Annotated in this window: 20 protein-coding genes, 2 tRNA genes and 1 pseudogene; 10 read left to right on the top strand and 13 right to left on the bottom strand. The window is 36.1% G+C overall.

Features of this window, described 5'->3' with window-relative positions:
* Positions 1–13: 13 nt before the first annotated feature.
* From I6U50_RS02105 to I6U50_RS02045, 13 genes are all read right to left on the bottom strand, one after another.
* A complete protein-coding gene (locus I6U50_RS02105) occupies positions 14–385 on the bottom strand; it encodes a hotdog family protein (RefSeq protein ID WP_198627119.1) in 372 nt (123 codons plus the stop codon).
* A gap of 67 nt (positions 386–452) precedes the next feature.
* On the bottom strand, positions 453–1073 hold the full coding sequence (locus tag I6U50_RS02100; RefSeq protein WP_198637680.1) for a LolA family protein: 621 nt from the start codon (positions 1071–1073) through the stop codon (positions 453–455).
* Positions 1060–1626 (bottom strand): polysaccharide deacetylase family protein, encoded by a 567-nt coding sequence (locus tag I6U50_RS02095; RefSeq protein ID WP_394370606.1) that lies wholly within the window; start codon positions 1624–1626, stop codon positions 1060–1062. Before I6U50_RS02095 ends, I6U50_RS02100 begins: the two co-directional genes overlap by 14 nt.
* 193 nt (positions 1627–1819) lie before the next feature.
* Positions 1820–2878 carry a beta-ketoacyl synthase chain length factor gene (locus I6U50_RS02090; protein ID WP_198637678.1) on the bottom strand — a complete coding sequence of 353 codons (1059 nt, stop codon included), beginning with the start codon at positions 2876–2878 and terminating at the stop codon, positions 1820–1822.
* Complete coding sequence (locus I6U50_RS02085; protein WP_198637677.1) at positions 2868–4058, bottom strand: beta-ketoacyl-[acyl-carrier-protein] synthase family protein; 1191 nt, start codon at positions 4056–4058, stop codon at positions 2868–2870. The genes I6U50_RS02090 and I6U50_RS02085 overlap by 11 nt, the downstream gene beginning before the upstream one ends.
* A 3-nt stretch (positions 4059–4061) precedes the next feature.
* Positions 4062–4319 carry a phosphopantetheine-binding protein gene (locus tag I6U50_RS02080; protein ID WP_198627114.1) on the bottom strand — a complete coding sequence of 86 codons (258 nt, stop codon included), beginning with the start codon at positions 4317–4319 and terminating at the stop codon, positions 4062–4064.
* Entirely contained in the window at positions 4294–4914 is a 621-nt protein-coding gene (locus I6U50_RS02075; protein WP_198637676.1) for a hypothetical protein, read from the bottom strand. The genes I6U50_RS02080 and I6U50_RS02075 overlap by 26 nt, the downstream gene beginning before the upstream one ends.
* Positions 4915–6054 (bottom strand): beta-ketoacyl synthase N-terminal-like domain-containing protein, encoded by a 1140-nt coding sequence (locus tag I6U50_RS02070; protein WP_198637675.1) that lies wholly within the window; start codon positions 6052–6054, stop codon positions 4915–4917.
* Positions 6054–6473, bottom strand: coding sequence for an acyl-CoA thioesterase (locus I6U50_RS02065; RefSeq protein ID WP_198637674.1), 420 nt, complete (start codon positions 6471–6473; stop codon positions 6054–6056). The genes I6U50_RS02070 and I6U50_RS02065 overlap by 1 nt, the downstream gene beginning before the upstream one ends.
* A 2-nt stretch (positions 6474–6475) precedes the next feature.
* Complete coding sequence (locus tag I6U50_RS02060; RefSeq protein WP_193709473.1) at positions 6476–6925, bottom strand: hypothetical protein; 450 nt, start codon at positions 6923–6925, stop codon at positions 6476–6478.
* 11 nt (positions 6926–6936) lie between these two features.
* Positions 6937–7815, bottom strand: coding sequence for an LpxL/LpxP family acyltransferase (locus tag I6U50_RS02055; protein WP_198637673.1), 879 nt, complete (start codon positions 7813–7815; stop codon positions 6937–6939).
* A gap of 3 nt (positions 7816–7818) precedes the next feature.
* Positions 7819–8550: a 3-oxoacyl-ACP reductase FabG gene (fabG, locus tag I6U50_RS02050; protein ID WP_198637672.1), complete on the bottom strand. Its 732-nt coding sequence runs from the start codon at positions 8548–8550 to the stop codon at positions 7819–7821.
* Between the two features lie 46 nt (positions 8551–8596).
* Positions 8597–10129 carry an HAL/PAL/TAL family ammonia-lyase gene (locus tag I6U50_RS02045; RefSeq protein ID WP_198637671.1) on the bottom strand — a complete coding sequence of 511 codons (1533 nt, stop codon included), beginning with the start codon at positions 10127–10129 and terminating at the stop codon, positions 8597–8599.
* Between the two features lie 120 nt (positions 10130–10249).
* Between I6U50_RS02045 and I6U50_RS02040 the strand changes: the two genes are divergently transcribed.
* From I6U50_RS02040 to I6U50_RS01995, 10 genes and pseudogenes are all read left to right on the top strand, one after another.
* On the top strand, positions 10250–11488 hold the full coding sequence (locus I6U50_RS02040; RefSeq protein ID WP_198637670.1) for an NAD(P)/FAD-dependent oxidoreductase: 1239 nt from the start codon (positions 10250–10252) through the stop codon (positions 11486–11488).
* A gap of 146 nt (positions 11489–11634) precedes the next feature.
* Positions 11635–11717: transfer RNA gene (locus tag I6U50_RS02035), tRNA-Ser, on the top strand.
* Positions 11718–11897: 180 nt separating this feature from the next.
* A tRNA-Pro gene (locus I6U50_RS02030) sits at positions 11898–11972 on the top strand.
* A 249-nt stretch (positions 11973–12221) separates the two neighbouring features.
* The gene (locus I6U50_RS02025) at positions 12222–13421 is read left to right on the top strand and encodes a site-specific integrase (protein ID WP_198637669.1); all 1200 of its coding nucleotides are present in this window, start codon (positions 12222–12224) and stop codon (positions 13419–13421) included.
* Between the two features lie 176 nt (positions 13422–13597).
* The gene (locus I6U50_RS02020; RefSeq protein WP_198637668.1) at positions 13598–14116 is read left to right on the top strand and encodes a DUF6252 family protein; all 519 of its coding nucleotides are present in this window, start codon (positions 13598–13600) and stop codon (positions 14114–14116) included.
* 134 nt (positions 14117–14250) lie between these two features.
* A complete protein-coding gene (locus I6U50_RS02015; RefSeq protein WP_198637667.1) occupies positions 14251–14769 on the top strand; it encodes a DUF6252 family protein in 519 nt (172 codons plus the stop codon).
* Between the two features lie 134 nt (positions 14770–14903).
* Complete coding sequence (locus tag I6U50_RS02010; protein ID WP_198637666.1) at positions 14904–15428, top strand: DUF6252 family protein; 525 nt, start codon at positions 14904–14906, stop codon at positions 15426–15428.
* 21 nt (positions 15429–15449) lie between these two features.
* Positions 15450–18776, top strand: coding sequence for a T9SS type A sorting domain-containing protein (locus I6U50_RS02005; RefSeq protein WP_198637665.1), 3327 nt, complete (start codon positions 15450–15452; stop codon positions 18774–18776).
* Positions 18777–20085: 1309 nt separating this feature from the next.
* Positions 20086–20496 carry a hypothetical protein gene (locus I6U50_RS02000; protein WP_232805858.1) on the top strand — a complete coding sequence of 137 codons (411 nt, stop codon included), beginning with the start codon at positions 20086–20088 and terminating at the stop codon, positions 20494–20496.
* 55 nt (positions 20497–20551) lie between these two features.
* Positions 20552–21690: pseudogene (locus tag I6U50_RS01995) on the top strand (IS3 family transposase).
* Positions 21691–21707 lie beyond the last annotated feature (17 nt).

Below are 21707 nucleotides of genomic sequence, written 5' to 3'. Positions count from 1 at the left end.
ATACGCTAAACCGCTAAGATTCAAGCTTTTTGTAGAAAGAATTTATTTTTAAAGATATACCCTCTAAATTCCTGGCTATTCCTTTAAGTTTTATTTCCCCATTAGTTTCTTCAATTTCAGATTCCAGGTTTAATACAGCGTCTTTATTGGGGTCTACAACAGCCATAAATTTTATATTACTCCCTTTTTTAAACTCCAATGTACAGCCACAATTGCGCTCTACCTCTTCCTTAAATAATTGCATTAATATAACACCCGGGGTTACCGGTCTTCCGGGAAAATGCCCGTTGTAAATAGCGTGTTTTTTATTAATTTCAATCTGGGTAATATTTTTTTTGCCTTCCTGCTTTGTACCCAATACAGAATAAAAATCTTTTAGTAACATATTATGGTTGGTTGTTGATGTAGTGCTAAGGTATAAAGAAAATTGAGGTTTTCAGATTTTGCAAGATTTAAGGTTGAAATACAGAGGTGGGAATCTTTTTATTTAATTCCATTTCCTTGATTTCAATAACTGTTGTGTCGCCAGATTCTTCAATCAAACTTACTTTTTCAACTAAATTCTCTCTGTTAAACTTCATCTGTATTTCGGCGAACATTTGTTTTAAATGGCTGTCTTTAGGGTCAATAGAAGTGATTATATAATTGTTCTCTTTAAGATAAGAAAAATTGAAATTTTCAGTATCATCAAGTAAGTTACCGTTAACACTTCCGGTTATTAATTTCGCTATTTTACCAAATAGTTTATTTGAAGTAGTATTTCTTACACTTTTATCACCGGCATCATTAATGTGCAATTGATTACCGACCAATAAAATAACATAATCTTGTGGCTCTTTATATTCCCACTTTAGCTTGTCGGGTTTTTGATAAAACAACTTTCCACGACTCACAGTTTCATCTGTGATCATCTCCATTTTCTTTGTCTGTACAAAATTAGCCTGTAAAGTCTCAAGCTCATTAGCTTTAGCAGTTACATCTTCCCGAAATTGATCAATTTCGGCTTTAGAAAGTTCTTGTTGTGCAAACAGGTTAAAGCTACAAAACAGCAATAAGAGATTAAGAATACGCATTAATTTTCAGTAATTTATCGGGTCTTACAACCTCGTAATTATTTTGTTCCAAAAATACCAACAACTGTTCCAGTATTTTAACGGTTTTAGCATTATTATCGTGCAAAAGAATTACCGCCCCGGGTTTTATTCTTTTTTTAATCCTATTTAAAATAATTTCTTCTGAAGAAAGCACCGCATCAAAAGATCTTATGCTCCAACCTACCGATTGCAAACCGGTTTTTTGAAGCGCTTTTTGGGTTTTGGGACTAACTATCCCAAAAGGAGGCCTGAACAAATTCATCTTTATCCCAGCAGTTTCTTCGACTATTTTATTGCACTCCTGTATTTCCCAAATCATTCTGGAAACACTTAACGCCCCCATTTTACGAGTATGGGTATAAGTATGGTTACCAACAAGATGACCCGCTTTAATAATCTCCTTAAATATTTTAGGCTTTGCTGCTATATTTTTTCCAATACAAAAAAAACCGGCCCTGCATTTATATTTAGCAAGAACTTTTAGTATTTCCAGGGTAATTTCAACCGGGCCATCATCAAAAGTAATCGCCACTTGTTTCTTATTTAAACCTGGATTTTCATTAAACGATTTCACAAAAAAGTTAAACCGAACATTGGTGGACACCGTTAATAAAAAGAGAAGGTAAAAAACTATAAAAGCCAACACATATATAAATGATGCGAGCTCAAAAAAAGCTAACACCAAACCTGCAAACAACAAGAGAATAATTATTGTGTTTATAATTCTAAACCGCACTTAGTAAAATTAAACTGTGATCACGCCCAAGATACTGATTGTATAATAGAATATTCTTTATTTTTTCCGGCCTAAGCGTATTTAATTTCATTACCGAAGAAATATTTCCGCTTTTTAAAATTTTACAGGCCGAATATACTGCAAATCCCGAGGCTGTATCATAATCGCCCACCAAATGCTTATAACCTAATTGCAGGGTGTTTTTAAACAGGCTGTCCTGAAGACTGCTATAATAATGATCGTATCTGTTATCCCCGTTCTTCCCTAAAATTATGATGTCTATAGCATCTACCTCAAGGTTATTTTTACGTAGAAAATTTTCAACTTCCGCATTTATTTGTTCCGGTTCAATTGAATTTTTTATGGAAACATCCTTAAATTCTGCATAGCAATTGCCGTTTTTTGCTGTTGAAAGTATAAAAAAATGTGCTCCTTCTGAAGTGATGGTGCCGGCAGAACCTTCTTTGAACAAAGCTAAATTATGGATTTTACCCGCTTTTAACTGGCCGTCCAGGTTTCTAAAGCCTGTTATCTTCTCTGAAAGCTCGTCTACTCCACCAACCAACACCGATTTCTTTCCTAAGGTTTCCAAAAACTGTAAATAGGTATCAAACAAAGCACTTTCTAAAGAAGCCGAGTTTTGCGTATAGGTTAGATTGTAATTTTTACACCCAAGGTTTAAAGCAATTTGGCCTCCAATAGTATTATGGGTAGATTGAATAAACGAAGTGGGGGTTACTAATTGCTCATCCTGGTCTAATAAATTTTCCAGAAACTTTTCAGTGTCTTGTTTGCAGCCCTCCCCGGTGCCCGTAATAATGGCATCAGGATTTTCAATTTGAGCTTCCTGTAAAGCCATCTTTGCTGCACTTATCCCCATTTTTATAGCTTTAGACATTCGCCTTAAAGCCATTGGTTTTATAAAGTCTTTATAATTTGGTGAAATTGCCGAAAATATAGATGTATAATAAGAAACCGGGCTTTCTTCTTTATCCGTGCTTTGAGCCGTAATACTGCTAATACCGTTTATATAAATTTTAGGCTTCATCTTTAGCAAAAATTAAAGAGGTACAATTGCCACCAAACCCAAAAGAATTTGATAAAATAAGGTTTAATTTCTTTTGCTTCACTTCGGTAACCGGTTGTAGTCCGGTTTCAGGCATTGCTTGTGAGAAATTAAGATTTGGAAATATTTCCTGCTTGCTTAGGCTTAACAAGCTATAAACGGCCTCTAAAGCCCCGGCGGCGGCAAGTGTGTGGCCAGTAAAAGCTTTGGTTGAACTAAAATCTGGAATACCAGCCTCAAAGATTCGTTGTATCGCCCTACTCTCAGATAGATCATTATTTTTAGTGGCGGTACCATGAGCATTGATGCAATCTATTTCCCCTGGAGTAATCCCGGCCGATTTTATCGCTTCCTGCATCGCTAAATAGGCACCTTCTCCATTTTCGGAAGAAGCGGTTTGATGAAACGCATCATTAGCATTGCCATAACCTTTAAGCCTACCTAAAACAGGCTTCCTATTTAGTATATCTTCGGCTTCCAGAACCAAATACGCCGCACCTTCGCCCAGGTTGAGCCCATTGCGATGTTCATCAAAAGCCCGGCACGGATTATTGGATAGAATCATTAGAGCATTAAAGCCATTTAAAGTAAACTTTGTTAGACAATCGGTGCCACCAACAATTACCCGTTTTAATTTACCTGCTTTAATCATCCTGGCCCCGAGCATAATTGCGTTGGCACCCGATGAACAAGCGGTACTAATGGTACTTACAAAACCTGTAATTCCAAAGTATTCGGCCATTTTTTCAGTAGTAAATCCCGGGTGCTGTGAGCGGATAAAGCGTTTATTTTCGGTTTTACCGGCAACAAATTCTTTAAAATGATTTTCGGTGGCATCCATACCACCTACACTGGTTCCCGAGATAAAACCTGTTTCATCATCAATTTTTATCCCTGCCTGCTCAATGGCCTCTTTGGCAGCCAAACTACCCAGTAATGCAGCACGTGTAAAATTATGATTTTTAGGTAAATTTAAGTGTTTTGAAAGGGTTTCGTTAGCGATTTTAATCTCTGCCACCGGTATATTTGTATGGGTAGTTTTTAAAAATTCAGAACAACCAATACCGCTGTTCGAAGCTAGCAGCGACCTATAATTCTCCTCTATATTGTTGCCAATAGCAGAAATAATTCCCATTCCGGTTACGGCAACCCCTTTATTCATATATTATTTGGTTCGGTTAGCTTCAATAAATTCGGCCATACTATTTACAGACTTAAAGATTTCACGACTTTGAGCAGGATCGGTAAGTTTTATTCCATAATCTTTTTCCAAAAGCACAATAAGTTCTAAGGCATCTATAGAATCAAGTCCTAATCCGTCACCAAAAAGCGCTTCATCGTTTTTAATATCGCCCGGTTCCATATCTTCCAGGTTAAGCTGCTCGATAATACTTTCTTTAAGTTCGGCCTGTAGGTTTTTCATTTTCAGCAAAATATATTTTTTTGAGGTTTTCTTCGGAAAAAGGAATATTTATTTCCCGAGAAACCAGGCACAAAAATACATCATATTCCTCATTTTCCAAGTCTAACCAACCACAAAGCACTTCGGGTGCCTTTCCTGAAGTCAATAAACTTTCGGAATAATTCTTAAGTAATTCAGCATCAAAACTATCTGAAACAAAAAATGCATTTTCGCTCTGCAGTTTAAATTTTATACTAATTTCTCCTAAAACAATATTTGGTAGCGTATAAACAAAAAGTGCGGGGGAAGCAAAACCTGAAATACTTTCGTGAAATTTCCTGTCAATATCAAGGCTGGACGCGTTATTTGAAAAAATAAGTGCAGTATCTGCTGAGATTTCCTTCCCTCTAAAAAGAATTTCTGTTCCTAAAATCCCCAATTTCGATAGATTATCCATTTTGTGGAATTTAGGATATTTCAGTTCTAAAAAATCATAAATAGATTTTAAAAAGGTATTGAGGTCTTTCTCTGAAGAAGAGAAAATTTCACTTTTAGAATTGAAAATCTTTCCGCTTTTTATTTTTACCCAATCTTTTATGTAGAAATCCTGTTGCATTTATTCCTTTTTAAAAACCAAAGCCAAATTGCATCCTCCAAAGCCCGAAGCTGTTTTTAGTGCGTATTTAATTTCTTTCTTTCTATACTCCTCAACTACATTCAAAGGCCAGGAAACACCTAACTCACCAAAATTTTTAGAGCTATATAATTCATTTTTCAGCATTGCATGTTTAGTGACAATACTTTCTATTAAGGCCGAGGCGCCCAGGCTGTGCCCGTAATAAGCTTTTAAACTGTGAACTGGGGTATCCTGTAAAGCAGATCTATGAAAAGCCTGGCTTTCCATTTCGTCGTTATAAATAGTGGCTGTGCCGTGCGCCGATAAAAAATCTATGTCGCTTGCAGAAATTGAAGCCTCTTTTAAGGCTTTTTGAATGCTTTGATACAAACCTTCCCCGGTTCTGGATGGTCCCGAAATATGGTTGGCATCATTTACCGTAGCATCGCCAATTAATGCAATATTTTCAGACGTTTTTGGTTTTTCTGTACTCACTAGCATAGCTGCTGCTGCTTCGCCAAGACTAATTCCGTCGCGATCTTTGGAAAATGGCTTACAAGGTTTGGAACTTAAAGCCTGAAACGAATTAAAACCGGCAACCACAAAATCGCTCACCAGATCGCCACCAAGCACTATGGCATTTTTAATTTCTTCTGTATTTCCTAATCGTTTTGCCACAGCAAGGCCCAGCCCACCGGAAATACACGCATTAGAAATTATAATTGCTTCTTGAGTAAATCCGAAAAATTGGCCAATAGTTTTTGCCAATTCGCTAAGCTTTATGCGACTTTGAGGGAAACTACCGGGATCTTTTAGCAGATTTATATTTCCTTTAGTGGTGGTGATTATTAAGGCTGTTGTGGTTAAATCCAGGCCCGGATTTTTAGCCAGGACCTGCTGCACTGCAAGCAGCATCATTTTTTCAAGTTTGGTATACTCCTTTATGTCTCCAATACTAGCGAAAGCATTGTTTAATTGTAATTCGTCTATAATTGCGGCATAAAAAGCAGCGTTTGTAATCTTAGGCTTATGTTGTAGGCTCAATCCCGACCGTTCTTCCTGAATCGCCTTTATATTTTCCTGGGTAGAAAATCCCATGGGCGAGATAATTGCATCTTCTAGCAAGTAGAGTTTCTTCATTAAGGCAAGTTCATTTTCTTTTTCCAATCTAAGAAAAATGGCGGATTATTTAAGACTAACTCCCCTTTTTCATCTAGAAAAACCTGCAGGGTTTCCCCGGTACAAATTAATTGCTCTCCCTTATAAATTTTATACAAAAAATTAATTTTGGCTGCTTCAGAATTTTTAAAAGTGGTTTCTACCCTAAAAGAATCGCTGTATTTTAAAGGTAATTTATACTCACAAAAAGATTTTACAATGGGAGTGGAATAGCCTTTGGCTTTGGCATCCAGGTAAGAAATACCGTGCTCCCTACCAAAGTCTTCCCGAGCTTCTTCAAAATATTTAAAGTAATTGCCGTGCCAAACAATTTGCAAAGGGTCGCACTCCTGAAACCTAACTTTAAGTTTTGTAATAGTGCTAAGGGATTTCTCTAGCATAATTAATCTACCGTAACAGTTTTCATCTCAGAGGTTGCTATAAGCTTTCCGTTTTCATCCAGGGTTCGCGCACCCACCGAAGTTACATTCATTATTTCATGCAATATTTCTACGTGGGTAATAAGTTTACTGCCCGATTTTGGCAAATCCATAATTTCTACAGCTTTAATCGAACCAATAAATCCGGTTTTGGGTTTATCAAGACCGCTTAAAAACCCCTGATATCCCCTCCAAAGAGACATACTTTGTGCCATGTGTTCTATCAACCCGGGTTCAGAAAAAATACCGTTTTCAACCAAAATGTTATCTGTGGGAATGGTGAAACCCGTAGTTCCCATTTTATCATTATACTCCAATAAACTGTCTACCATCACAAAAGGTGGTTTTTGCGGAATTAACTGCAAAATTTTATCCAATTCTAAAATAGGTTCTTTTAGTAAATTTTCTTCCATAGTAAATTAATTTAACTGAAATCGTTCCAATAATCGTAATAATTATACCACTGGTGAGGATATTTTTTCACCATTATTTCCAGGTTTTCAATATAAGCCTTTAATAAATTTTTCGCATCATTTTTCTCAGGATTATAAGGCCTGGCATAAAAATGATAATGAAAATTTTGTTCTCTCATTATATGCACAAATAGCACAGGAATATTATTACGAGCAGCCAGTTTAAAAGGTCCCTGAGGAAATTGCACGGCTTGCCCCATAAAATATTCAGTATAGGTTTTGGCCTTCGGGGTGTACCGGTCAGCAGCAAAAACAAGTAATTCGTTGTTTTTAAGTGCCTGGTTCATTTTAAAAATATGGGATAAATCGTCTTGTAAAACAATAAGTTTAATGGTCGATTTCCCGGTAACCGACTCCAGATAATTTTTGATTTCCTCATGCTCCAAATCGGTCACCACCAGATTTATAATATTATGATCGTGTTTCTTATCGAAAAAATGTTTGGCCAGATTGAAATTACCGATATGTGCGGTAAGTAAAATCCCGCCTCTTTTTTGGTTTAATAAATTCTGAATATGTTGAATTCCGTCAAATTCAAAGGTGTACTTATGTTTTAAACCAGAAGCTATAGCCACCCGGTCCAGCTGAATTCTTCCGAAAGTAAAATAACTTTTATAGATATTAAAAACAGCTCCAATTTTAGAATAACCAAGGTGTTTTCTAAATAAAAAATAAACGCTTTGGGTAGCGTTAAAAGCAAAAAACACAAAATAAAGGGCCACAAATAGAAGCACAAAATAGGACGCATAAAGGCCAAAAGTTTTAATGATAAAAACATAAATCTTTAAACCCAGTACAGATCCGCGGGATTGTCCTTTCCAGTTTGCCATAATTTAAGAATAAAGCCCGCCATTTATATTAATGACTTCACCGGTAATATAGGATGCTTTTTTCGACGCCAGGAAACTTACCAAATTTGCTACTTCTTCGGCTTCTCCAAACCTATTTAATGGAATTAGCTTTTTAAGCTCTTTTTCATCAAAATTGGCGGTCATTTCTGAATTCACAAAGCCGGGAGCTACCGCATTTACGGTAACTTTTCTTTTTCCTATTTCCTGGGCTAAAGCTTTAGTTGCTGCGACTAACGCTCCTTTTGCCGCCGAATAATTTACCTGACCAGCATTTCCTTTTACACCCGAAAGAGATACAATATTTATAATTCTTCCGTAACGCTTCTTCAACATAGCTGTTAACAATGGTTGGGTGACGTTATAAAAACCGTTTAAGCTTGTATTTATTACTGAATGCCAATCTTCAGGTTTCATCCACATAAAAAGTCCGTCGCGGGTTATTCCGGCATTATTTACAATAACTTCAATTTCTGCATCGGGATTATTTTTTTGGAATTCCACGATTCTATTTTCACTCGATTTCGCATCAGCAACATCAAATTGAAGTAATTCGCAATGCACTTTTTCTGCTTCCACCAATGCCTTTGTAGCCATAGCAGCCTTGAGGTTTGAATTAAAATTCAATAAAATATTATACTTTAATTCTCTGGCCAGTTCTATGGCTATTGCTTTTCCAATTCCGCGGGAAGCACCGGTAACAAGAGCGTATTTCATAAGGTTTTTGTTTCTGGGCAAAGCTTGGGTCAAGCTTAAACTTAGCTTAGTATACTTTGTTATTTTTAAGATATTCTTTTACCATTTTATTTATTTTATAGCCAGGGGCATCTGCTTTTATTTCAGGAATTATAAGGTTTAATTCTTCTAAAATAATTTTGGTTTTAGAAGAAAGTTTTGTGTCAAAATTTAAATAACGTAAAGCCTGAACAATAGTAATTATTTCTACCGAAAGTACTTCAAAAGCATTGTCAATAACTGTTTTGGTAATATTTGCTGCATTAGTTCCCATACTCACAATATCCTGGTTATCGTTATTATTGGGAATACTATGAATGTACATAGAGTTGGAAAGTGTTTGGTTTTCGGCTGTGGTAGAAACCGCTGTAAATTGCGCTCCCTGAAGGCCAAAATTAAGTCCTAGTTTTCCAAGGTTTACAAAAGGAGGTAAAATATCGTTTAGTTTGTTGTTTAGCAGGTAATTTAGCTGCCTTTCGGCCAGCATAGATATTTTAGTTACTACCAACTTTAACTTATCCATTTCCAGCGCTACATAATCTCCGTGGAAATTTCCACCGTGATATACATGTTTGTTTTCTACATCTATAATGGGATTATCGTTAGCCGAGTTTACCTCTTCAATTAGAATTTTTGCCGTGTATTCTATAGTATCGTATGCCGGCCCTAAAATTTGTGGAACACAACGCAGGCTGTAATACTCCTGTACCTTTTCTTTAAAATACGTGTTTTTATCGGCCGTATCAGTATATAAATGCCGGTTGCGATCGCGGGTTAGCTTGCTATCTTTTAAATGATCGCGCATTTTATGTGCAATCTGTTGCTGACCAAGATGCTTTTTGGCCGCATTAAGCTCTTCAGACAGGTGATCGTCATAGGCCTGTACAATTTCATTGATTGCTGCAGAACAAAAAACCGACCAGTTTAGCAGTCGCCTGGCATATATAATATTTACAATTCCAATACCTGTCATGGCCGAAGTTCCATTCATTAAAGCCAGGCCCTCCCTTATTTTGACTTTAATAGGTTCAAGGTTCTCGATTTTAAAAACTTCAGCAGTATACTTACGTTTACCTTTATAAAAAACTTCTCCTTCCCCAATTAAAACCAGGGCCAAATGTGCCAGTTGCACTAAATCACCTGATGCCCCTACTCCACCATGTTCAAAAATTAAAGGTGTAATATTTTTATTAATAAGTTGCTGCATAAGCCTTGTGACAGATTTATGCACGCCCGATTTACCCAGGGAAAGGGTATTTAGGCGGGCTAGCATTAGTGATTTCACATATAAAGGATCCATAGGCTTTCCAGATCCTGAAGCGTGACTTCTTATCAAGTTATACTGAAGTTGAATTCGGTCTTTATCATTAATTTTATATTGTGCCATAGGCCCAAAACCCGTATTAACACCATAAATAACCTTATTCTTAGAAAACTCCTTTAGGAAGTTAAAACTGGCATCAATTGTTTCAATATTTTTTGAAGAAGACTGAATTTCAACATTTTCAAATAAAACCTTTTCAAAATCATCAAGGTTAAGCGTATTATCAATATGGAGCATAAGCTGCGTAACTATTAGGAATCTTAACAAATGTACTATATTTATGCCGTATTTTAAATGGATGCTTTTAGAATTGGAATTCGAAAAACAAAAAGAGTTTCAGTTGGCAAATCTTAAAAAATGGAAAAGCTTCAAGCACAGGTTTTAATTATTGGTGCCGGCCCATCGGGAATGGTTGCAGCAGGATATTTAGAAAATAATGGCGTAGACTGTTTGGTAGTAGAAAAAAATTCCTTTCCTCGTTTTAGCATTGGTGAGAGCCTATTGCCAAAAAGCATGGAAAACTTTAAAGAGGCCGGATTATTAGAGGCCCTTAAAGCAGCAGGTTTTCAAAAAAAATATGGTGCCCGATTTATAAAAGCTGGTAGAGTTGGAGAATTTGATTTTTCTGAAAAATTTGGTGAGGGTTGGAATTGGACCTGGCAAGCTCCCAGAGCCGACTTTGATATGGTTTTAGCTGATGAAGTTCAACGAAAAGGTGTAAAGATTTATTTTAATGCCGAAGTACAACAGGTTGATTTTAAAGAGAAAACAGTTTTAACTAAAATACTTGCAAACCAGGAGAAAGAAATTGAAATTAAAGCCAACTTCATTATTGATGCGAGTGGAAACGGCCGGGTGTTGGCCAATCAGTTAAATTTAAACTCGTCTCCGAAAATTACCGGAAATTCTTCCATCTTTACCCATATTAAAGAAACAAACAGGCCAAAAGGCAAGGAAGGTGAACTTATTACTTTTGAAGTTTTAGATACGAAAACCTGGTTTTGGTATATTCCCTTTTCTAACGGAAATACAAGTCTGGGCTTTGTTGGAAATAACAGTTGGTTTTCAAGTTTCAGCGATAATAATTCGGAAGCTTTTACAGCAATGTTGGAAAAACTGGATTATTATAAAACTCGTTTTAACGAGTACCCGTTCTTATTTGAGCCGATAAAGTTACCTAACATTGCTAAAGGAGTAAAAAAAATATACGGAAAAAACTATGCTTTAACCGGAAATAGTGCCGAGTTTCTAGACCCTATATTTTCATCGGGCGTTGCTTTTGCTACAGAGTCTGGGCTTAAAGCCGCAAAATTAGTAAAACTTGAAATAGCCGGGGAAAAAGTTAATTGGGAGCAAGACTATGCTAGATATATGGAAAACGGAATTTCTGTATTTAGTACGTATGTAAAAGAATGGTATACCGGAAATTTGCAAAAATTATTTTTTCATGAAACGCCCAGGACTGAAATAAAAGAACAAATTTGCGCTGTTTTGGCCGGGTATGTTTGGAATAAGGAGAATCCATTTGTAAGAAATCACAAACGAATAATTCAAAATATTGCCTTTTTAATAGATAGCGAGAGTGTAAATCTGTAATTTTTTCCAGGCTTAAAATTCTGATGTCAAAGCGATTAAAAAGAAGCCTTAAATTTATTGCATTCTTTAAGCTTAAAAAGTTTGGAAGGTATGTAAGTAAAAGCTACATTTGCAACCGCAAAATCGTTTGCAAGTTCATTAACAATGGAGAGGTGGCAGAGTGGTAATGCAGCAGCCTGCTAAGCTGTCATCCTTTTTGGATGCCCGGGTTCGAATCCCGGTCTCTCCGCAAGATTTTTTAGTCTGCGGATTATTATTCTCCTTTTCTAACCGAAAAGATAGGGATAATCTTCCTCCGTCTCCCGGATTGCTTTTAAAGAGTATTTTGGATCGGAAAGGCTAAAATTTCATTCAGGAAAATATTTAGATATTTCTCCGGTTATCGCGCCGAGCGCGATTAACAAATACTCGGGGTGTAGCGTAGCCCGGTTATCGCGCCTGCTTTGGGAGCAGGAGGCCGCAGGTTCGAATCCTGCCACCCCGACTTTAACAAGTTATATTTTAACACAAAAAAAGGGTAATTATATGGTTTTCATATGATTACCCTTTCTTTTTGTGCTCAAATTTTAACAAATAGTGTTAAATTTTATGTGAGTTCACCGTGAGTTCACTGGGAATTTGTGAGTTTATCGTGAGTTATTTTTTTGTATTTTTAGCTTACCGGTACTCTATAATTATGTATTGGTAGTTTGACTTTCGCCTTAATTAATTGTTTTATTTAAACAGCAAAGCTATGCGTACCAGTCAAACCTTTTCCATTTCTTTTATTATCCGAAAAAAGAAAAAACAACCTGAAGTTGCCCTCCTCTATGCCCGAATTACCGTTAATAGCAAATCATTAGAAATTAGTTTAAAACGCACTATTCCGGTTGCAAAGTGGAATCAAGCTGCCAGTAAACTTACTGGTAACAGTTCTGAAAGCCGGCTAATCAATAAAAAAATTGATGAGACCAAGGCCCAGCTCTATAAAACCCATGACAGTCTTTTAAAAGAAGGACTGCTGGTAACCACACAGACAGTTAAGGCTAGATTTCTAGGGAGTGACCAGCAACATTATACACTTATCTATTTAATCAATTATCACAAAGAAAAAATGGGTAAGATTTTAAAGTATGGTACTATGAAAAACTATACGACTACGGAAAACTACCTCAAAGATTTTTTAAAAGCCCAGTATCATACTTCGGATATTTATTTAAAACAGGTTGATTACCAGTTTACCCTAGGTTTTGAAAGTCTTTTAAGGGGCTTACCAAGCCTTCAAAATAATGGAGTTATGAAACATATGGAACGTTTTAAAAAACTGATGCGCCTGGCCGAAGATTTAGATTGGATTGAAAAGAACCCAACCAAAAAGTTTAAACTTCGATTTGACCAAGTGGATATGGTCTACCTATCCAAAGCCGAATTAAAGAAGATTAAAGAAAAGGAATTCAAAAGATCTACTCACAATATCAACCGAGATATTTTTGTGTTCTGCTGTTATACAGGTTTGCCGTATGGCGATGTTAAAGTGCTAAAGAAAAAGCATATTCAGATAGGTGTTGATGGAAATAAGTGGATTTACACCCGAAGGATCAAAACGAATACGATGCTGAGAATCCCGCTGTTAGAAGAAGCTGAACGAATTCTTGAAAAGTACCAGGACCATCCAAAGGTTTGTTCCAGTGATATTTTACTTCCGGTCTATTCCAACCAAAAAACCAACCAGTACTTACGCGAAATTACCAAAGCGGTAAAGATAAATAAAGAACTTAGTTTCCACGCCGCAAGGCATACTTTTGCCACAACGGTAACTTTAGCCAATGGTGTTCCAATAGAAACTGTTTCCAAACTTTTGGGGCATACAAAATTATCTACCACTCAGATTTATGCCAGGGTGATTGATTCTAAAATAGCAACGGATATAAAACAGCTACGTGGAAAATTATAAACCTTTCTTTTAAATTTTATTATAACTGGGCGCAGCCTTTTAGAGAAACCTCCATCTTATCTTTGATAAAAAGAAATGTTACTTGATTTCGCTATAATGCTTAAACCATTATTTGGTACTTATTTTATATTAATTTAACAAATATTATAGAAAATCCTGTATTTTTTATCTTTAGTATGAGGTGTATATCTATTCTTTCATTATTATTCGTTTTTTCCTGTTCAACACAAGATGACTGTGATAACCCGGTAGATTGTTTGCCACTCCTTACTACTACAGGTGAGGGCACAATCGGTTGCTTAATTAAGGGCAAACCTTTTAAACCCGGGGGAAGCCAGTTAGGAGGACCTACCCAACAAGCTTTTTATCAATATGTAGAAAACGGATTTCATTTTGGACTTTCAGGAGATAATAAATCATCGAATACCTCTATAAATATTGTTTTAAGAAATATAGAGATTGAAGAAAATAAAGTCTATAGTTTAGATGTGGCTGAAAGTGATTTAAATTATGGGGAATCTAATTATAATTCTACTTTTTTTCAAACCTCTGAAATCTATACGGGTGAAATCCTCTTTACCAATTTTGATGATTTAAATGGTATAGTTTCCGGTACCTTCTGGTTTGACGCGTTAAGTGAAGATGGAGAAGTGGTAGAAATAAGGGAAGGACGTTTTGATATGAAATACTATTAACCACATTAATGCATTAAACGCAGGAGGCATTTTTACAAATTAATTTTATTTCGTTATAATGACTACAAAGCCCGTTAAAATACATATGTTTACGTTTATTAACATAATTTAGATACATATTTACAATTTTAAGTATGAGGTATATATATATTCTTTTATTATTATTCGTTTTTTCCTGTTCAAAACAAGACGACTGCGATAACCCGGTAGATTGTTTGCCACCCCTTACTACTAAAGGTGAAGGTACAATCGGTTGCCTAATCGATGATGAACCTTTTAAACCTGGGGGAAGTCAGCTGAGTGGACCTACTCAACAAGCTTTTTACCAATTTGTGGATGGTGGATATTATTTTGGTCTCACAGCAAACCATAGAAGCTCAAAAAAAAACATACGTATTTTTATAAGAAATGAATCTATAGAAGAGAATATGATATTCAATTTAACCCTAGATGAAAAAAATTCTAATTTTGGAGAATATGTTAGTGCAGCCGGACGATATCAAACTAATAATATCCAAAATGGAGAAATTGAATTTATAAAGTTCGATGAAGAAAATGGTATAGTTTCCGGTACCTTCTGGTTTGACGCGTTAAGTGAAGATGGTGAAGTGGCAGAAATAAGGGAAGGACGTTTTGATATGAAATACTATTAATCACAATAATGCATTAAACGCAGGAGGCGTTTTTACAAATTAATTTTATTTCGTTATAATGACTACAAAGCCCGTTAAAATACATATGTTTACGTTTATTAACATAATTTAGATACATATTTACAATTTTAAGTATGAGGTATATATATATTCCTTTATTATTATTCATTTTTTCCTGTTCAAAACAAGATAACTGTGATGACCCAGTAGATTGTTTACCACCACTTACTACTACAGGTGAGGGTACGATTGGTTGTTTAATTAACGGAAAACCTTTTACACCGGGAGGTGGTCAGATCGGAGGACCTATTCAGCAGGCATACTACAATACATTGGAAGGAGAATATTATTTTGGTTTGAAAGGGTCTAATGATAGTCCGAATCAGTTGATTGCTATATTTTCAAAAGGAATTGAAATTGAAGAGGGAAAGTCGTATTCTTTTGGATTGGACCAAAACTTTGGCTTCCATGCAAATTATTTTTTAAATGGTGGTGTGGAACAATACCAGACTTCCGAAATATATAGTGGAGAAATCACCTTTACCAATTTTGATGATTTAAATGGTATAGTTTCCGGTACCTTTTGGTTTGACGCGGTAAGTGAAGATAGAGAAGTGGTAGAAATTAGGGAAGGACGTTTTGATATGAAATATAATTAACCACAAAGTAATATCCTCTTAATGAAGCATTTTTACAATTACACAACAAAATACTACTTACTTTTATTATTGCTATGTTCTTTTGGCTTGCAAGCCCAGCAAAATGTAAGCGAAACATATAGCAATGAATTTAGTGAAATTTTTAGTGGTTTGGATAAAAATCGTATTCCTCACGGCTTACTACTGGATTTTGCGATGGATTTCACGAATATAGCGGCTTATAATGGACAATTATCCGATTCCACCAACTTAAACAGGTTGAGCTTTACCAATATTTACCATACCATGTTGTTGACCAGGGTACGTGATGTATCTCAAGGTTTTATGTCCCCACAAGAATTGGCCAATACCTGGGAGGAATACCGCCGGGATAATAATGATTTTGATTTTGGCCAGGCCCAGGCCATAGAAAATGCAGTGCCCACGATTGTGTTGAGCGGGCAATATTTTGAATACTCTAAAATTCGTGAGAATGCATTAAGCCAGGGGGATATTCAGGTTCAAAATAATGAATATCAGGACGTAATCACCAATGGGCAATGGCAAAATCCTTATGAAGATGGAAAGGTTTTCGCAATGGCCGCACCCATAAACAAAGTTAAAGGTAGTGAAGTTAATTTTTTGTTGCCAGGGGAATTATGGTTAACCAACAAGCCAAATGATGTCACTAAAATTGAAATAAATACTGATGATGGGACCGGCTTCCGCCAAATAAATTTTGATCAGAACATTTCTATTTCTTACACCAGTCTTAAAAAAGGAGGCATCCATAATATAGTTTTTAAATTAACATTGGATAGCGGGGAAACCTTGCAAAGTAGAATAAAAATGGAATTTGGAGATCCTCAAAAACAAGGCTTGCAAAATCCACCTACCGGTAAACAGGCTGAAATTATTAATGCAGACAGTTTTCATTTTATTGAGAGTTCCGAAACGTTCAACGGTAAAAAAGGGGCAGGTATTTTGACAATTAATTACGCAGCTGGAAGGAGTGAAATAAGAAAACCCTTAATAGTAGCAGAAGGTTATGACCCGGGAATTATTACCCAACCTGAAAATATATTTGGAGAAGAAAATATTAATAATTTTTTTGAACGTGTAATTATTGATGGCAGTAGTTTAGATGATTTACTTTTTTATTCAAGTACACAAGAATACGATATCATTTATGTTGATTGGCTTAACGGAGTTGATGATATGAGAAGAAATGCCAAATTACTAAAAACAGTAATTGAATGGGTCAACGACGAAAAAGTTGCCAATGGAAGTACTGAAAAAAATGTGGTTTTGGGACAAAGTATGGGCGGTGTGATAGCACGTTATGCATTACGAGAAATGGAAATAGAAAACAATGATCATGAGACCCGTTTATATGTGAGCCATGATGCGCCACACCAGGGTGCTAACGTTCCATATGGATTGCAGTATATGGCCAGACATGCCAGAAATGAATATATAAAAGCTCCGGCTTTATTAGCTGGCGCAGAAATAGTCGTACCTGCAGTTATCAATGAAATAGAATGGTTTACCCAACAATACCTGCACGAAGAAATATTAAGTTGGTTTGATGAAGAGCCTATAGATATTAATTATCCTTCACCATATGCCTTACTTACCCTTGCCGATATGCCTGCCTCCAGGCAATTACTGCAAAATTTTATAAAGAGAGACTATACACGTGATAATTCAATTCATAACAATTGGCAAAATGAATTAGAAAGTATGGGATTCCCGCAGGAAAATGATATACGCAATGTGGCGATTAGCAACGGCTCGGAATGTGGAACACCCCAAGAGTTTGATCCTGGGGATTATTTGTTTCGGTTTTACGGCGAGTCATCCCCGGATTTTATAAATGGTTTGATTCGGATGATATCGGATCCTGTAGCTGGGGCCTTTATCAACAATTATGAGCTAATTTTTACAGGAATGTTGCCTGGAAATAGTGAATATAACTACAACATTTGGGCTAAAACTATACCTACTTCTTCTAACCAGCAAGTTTATAAAGGTAGGGTCGTCTATACTAAAAAGTTACTTTTTCTTTTTCCTATAGATGTAGTAATATTAGATGAAAATTTAGATGCTCCGGCTGGGTCTTTGCCCGTGGATACTTATCCCGGAGGTTATTATAATGTGAAGTCTCAAATTGATTTGGAGGAAATGCCAGGTTTTTTAGAAGAAAGAATCACTCATTTAGAGAATTTTAATTTTATACCTGTAACAAGTTCTTTAGATATTGGAGAGGGTAATCTCAACTTGGATGAACAAGATTATTTAAGGTCATATTCTGGAGGAACTCCACCTTCCTCCCCGAATCAAACGCCTTTCGATAATTTTATAACCGCATTTAATACTAATTTAAACATTAACGCTAATCAACAACATATTGCATTTGAAATTAGGAATGCTAATTGGTTGGCTGGGGAATTAAATGAAGAAAGTGCTAACATTGCTGATTGTAGTTTCACTTGTAAGCCTGTTGAAATATCCGGAGGAGCAAGTTTATGTTCTTCTGGTGAATATTCTATTGATACCGGAGCGAATGTACAATGGAGTGCCAGCCCTTCTAATTTGGTAACTATTGCCAATAATGGGAGTAGTAATGTCACTATTTCTAAGAATAGCAGTTCTAGCAGTGGAGAGGTTACCTTAACTGCAGTTATAAGTTCACCAAACTGTGGTTCCAAAACGCTTACAAAACAAATCAAATTTGGCTCACCTACAATCACAGCTGAAGGCTACTATTATAATAGTTCCCCTACCTACCCGCTATCTCCATATTATTCCATTCCAAATAACCCGGTAAGCGAAACTCCGGCAACAGTAACGGCAAATTTTTCTTTCGCAGGGACAATATCCAGCGATGCCCAAATCATAAGCCAATCTGATCCTTCTATCACTTGGGGAGTAAGTCCTGGATCAGACCAATTATCTTTTTACTTTGATTTTTATGGTTCACCAGATCCCTGGAATCCGCAGCCTCAGACTATAGTTTGGCGTGTGAAGGCAGAAAGTCCTTGTGGAACAGAGACCTATGATGTTGCATTTTATTCGGAAGTAGACAATTATAATTATGCTTATTATCCTAATCCAGCATCCTCCAAAATCACTATTGAAAATACTTCGTATGAAAAATCAAAACAATCTTTTAATTTATCAAGTAATGGAACAAAAGGAAGCATCGTAATTTATGACTTCCACGGTTCAGTAGTGAAGACGGAAGAATACGATTTAAACAGCAAATCATTTAATCTTGATGTTTCTAAACTGAAGCCCGGAAAATATTTTATGAAAATTGGAGCGGCAAGAAAAGAAGAAACCCACCAGATTGTCATTAGAAGATAAGTTTCTATTAATTTTTACTGAATTTGAAACTCCGGCTTTTTGGGGGGTTGCTTTTCAATTTTGAAAAGCAAGAGGGTAACACGCAGAGCGATGTTACTGAATCGCAATACACTGAAAACCAATTAATTAAGTATTTGCATTTTTTTGTTTTTCACGGAATTTGCGACAAATGCTCTCGCAACCCCTGTAAATAGGTGGCTTTTTGCGACAAATTTCAAGAAAAACAGAAATTCAAACCCATTCACCACTTTTACTTCCACTTCGCATAAGCTCCTTTTCAGCAAAAGAGGTTCATTACAAATTATCTTGGACACGAGCCAAAAAGCTTAAAATATTAAATACTGATAAAGAAAAAATGTCTGTAAGCTTTTTGTCTCAAGTCCGCCAGACCTCTAGCTAAAATTGACCAATCAGGATTTCAGTTATCATTCAGAAATCTTCTTGCATCACCTTACCTTTTGCTGTATAAAAAACAATCTTTAAAATTAACTGGAACGCATAAACCGCTTTGCTATTTATAGCTCCTCTATAATTTTAAAGCTTGAAGATGAAGGGCATCAAAAGGTAATGCGATGGCGCTGAAAGAAGTAAATAAAAATAGCGGAAGAATCAATTCATCCTGATCTACACTATCTTTTCTTTTCGCCGGCAAAAGGAGAATGCTCAAGATGAAAAAAGTAAATGGTTTGATTTGGAACTTACCCCTTAAACATCTCTTTTTTTATTGCGACCATCGGGAGCAATCAAGATTGTGCCCACAGGCACACATCTTGCACTCTTACTCATTTGGAAAATTTGCTGAATGCCTTGGCAGTAGAATTTAAATTTAACGGTTATACTCAGATAAGATTTTGAAGTTAAAATAATGAACCTGTAAAATTTTAAAAACAGATATTTTTGAGCTTTATCTGCACTAGATCTGAGCGAGGATATTTAACTTTATTTTTGTATATTTGGATAGTGCAGAATATCAAACTGCACCAATACGCTCTATTCAAATTGTGAGTTAATCGTGAGTTCAAAAAAATGAATCTACGTGAAACCTTATAAACACTGGGGTTATAAGCGCTTTGAAAGCGTTCTGCCACCCCGACGAACCGTACTTTAAACGGATATAAAACACTGTTAATCTATTGATTTTCAGTGTTTTTTGTTTTTAACCATATCATTTGATATGGTTTGATATCACCCTATCCAGTGAATGATTCGGTGAATACTTTCTTTCCAGCATTTCACTATCTTAGAATGATCATTTGATTGATTTGACTTTCGTCTTTAATACTTATTGTTTCACTTAAAGACACTTGAAATGACTGATTTTACTACATTTTCCGTACTTTTCTTTACTAGAAAACTCAACCGGAACAAAAAAGAATTATCTATCTACGCCCGTATTACGGTGAATGGAAAATGCTCTGAAATGAGCCTGAAAAGGAAAACCTCAGTGAATGAATGGGATAGTTCTAAAGGACGACTTAAAGGAACTTCTCCCAGGATTAAAAACCTAAACAGTTATTTGGACCAGGTATATTCCAAATTGCTGGACACCCACAAAAGGATTTTAGATAAAGACAACTTAATCACTGCCGATAAAGTCAAGGCTTCTTACCTGGGCTTGGATGAAGAACATAAAACCCTCAAGGACATTATTGAATATCATAATGAAAAGATGAAGGATGTCCTAAAATGGGGAACGCTAAAAAACTGTAGCCTTCCCTAAAAATAAGACAGTTTAAAATTCGAAATTGTTAATTTTAAAAACGATAAACTGTCCGATGAAAAAAAGTAGATTTACAGAAAGTCAGATCATCAAGATCTTGAAAGAAAACGAACAAGGCCGAGCTGTTGGTGATATCGCTCGAGAACTGGGTATTGATAAAAGCACTATCTATTATTGGCGTAAGAAATATGGTGGAATGGAAACTAGTGAGCTAAAACGGCTTAAGGAGTTGGAAGAAGAAAATCGCAAGCTCAAGCAGATGTATGCCGATGCCAGTCTAGATAACCAAATGCTGAAAGATATACTGTCAAAAAAGTTCTAAGGCCTTCCGACAAGAAGCATAGAGCGGTTTATTTGATCAAGGAGTACCAGGTCTCCATAAAACGAGCCTGTAATGTAGTAGGTTTAACCCGTTCGATGTGGTATTATCAGACTAAGCGAGACGATTATGAGGTAATCGATAAACTTTCTGAATTGGCCACTGAGTTGCCCACCAGAGGTTTTGATGAATACTATAAACGAATACGTCGCGAAGGCCATAAGTGGAACCGGAAACGGGTATTACGAGTATACCGGCAGATGAAGCTTAAGCTAAGGCGCAAACATAAAAAGCGCATTACAGGTAGGGTAAAACATCCTTTAGAGACCCCTGAACAATTGAATCAGGTTTGGAGTATGGATTTTATGTCAGATGTCCTTTCTGATGGCAGAAAGGTACGTGTCTTAAATATAATTGATGATTGCAACCGAGAAGTACTGGCTGTAGATCCAGGGTTGAACTATCCTGCTAGAAAGCTAGTGGAGACTTTAGAACAATTAGAAGAAGAAATTGGATTACCACAAACTATCCGTTGTGATAATGGCCCTGAGTTTATCTCTAAAACATTCAGTCAATGGTGCAATAGAAAACGTGTGGAAATACGGTATACCCAGCCAGGTAAGCCAATGCAAAACGGGTATATAGAACGTTTAAATAGATTTTATAGAGAAGATATATTAGATGCTTACTGGTTTAATGATTTACATCAATTGCGTTCTTTAAGCAATAAATGGATGGAAGATTACAATAATAACCATCCGCATCAATCCCTGGGCAATAAATCACCAAGGGAATACAAACCTCGATTCGGGGAAGAATTCTTCCCCGAATCGAATGATATTAATGAAAATTTATTGAATTTAGCCCTGTCTTAAATTGGGGAAGGCTACAA

Source organism: Salegentibacter maritimus (genome assembly GCF_016236975.1).
GTDB classification, from domain to species: domain Bacteria; phylum Bacteroidota; class Bacteroidia; order Flavobacteriales; family Flavobacteriaceae; genus Salegentibacter; species Salegentibacter maritimus.
The sequence above is the reverse complement of the archived record's forward strand: the minus strand, read 5'-3'. Positions and strand labels throughout refer to the sequence as shown.